Below are 343 nucleotides of genomic sequence, written 5' to 3'. Positions count from 1 at the left end.
AATTACTGAACTGTTTCAGTTATCGGAGATTCCTTCTTTAAAACTTGTGCAGCAGTTAGAGGCGATTGAACCTTTGGAGGACCTTCAAGGAACGGGAAGTGAAAGGATATTACGAGATAATAAGACATATTGGCATTTGTTCGCCTATCTATTTAAGATGGCCAATCATTATAAAAAACAAAAGAAATCAGATATTACTGCGCTATTAACTTATAGATGTCTCGAGATGATTGTTCAGCGCCTATTAGTCAAAAAGGGGATTTCTCCATTCAAGCCAAGTTATGATCATTTAGATTATGGGGAACTCATGGAAAAAGTAAATAAGGTAGCTAAGGATACCTTC

Annotated in this window: 1 protein-coding gene; it reads left to right on the top strand. The window is 36.2% G+C overall.

Annotation, left to right across the window (positions count from 1 at the left end; all coding sequences use genetic code 11):
- Positions 1 to 343, top strand: a 343-nt coding sequence (locus AOA61_RS00590) for a hypothetical protein (RefSeq protein ID WP_218197328.1), incomplete at both ends; no start/stop codon positions are given.

Origin of the sequence: Pseudomonas sp. 2995-1 (assembly GCF_002742505.1) — a bacterium.
In the GTDB taxonomy this organism is placed as follows: domain Bacteria; phylum Pseudomonadota; class Gammaproteobacteria; order Pseudomonadales; family Pseudomonadaceae; genus Aquipseudomonas; species Aquipseudomonas sivasensis.
This window is presented reverse-complemented; position numbering and strand designations above follow the sequence as displayed.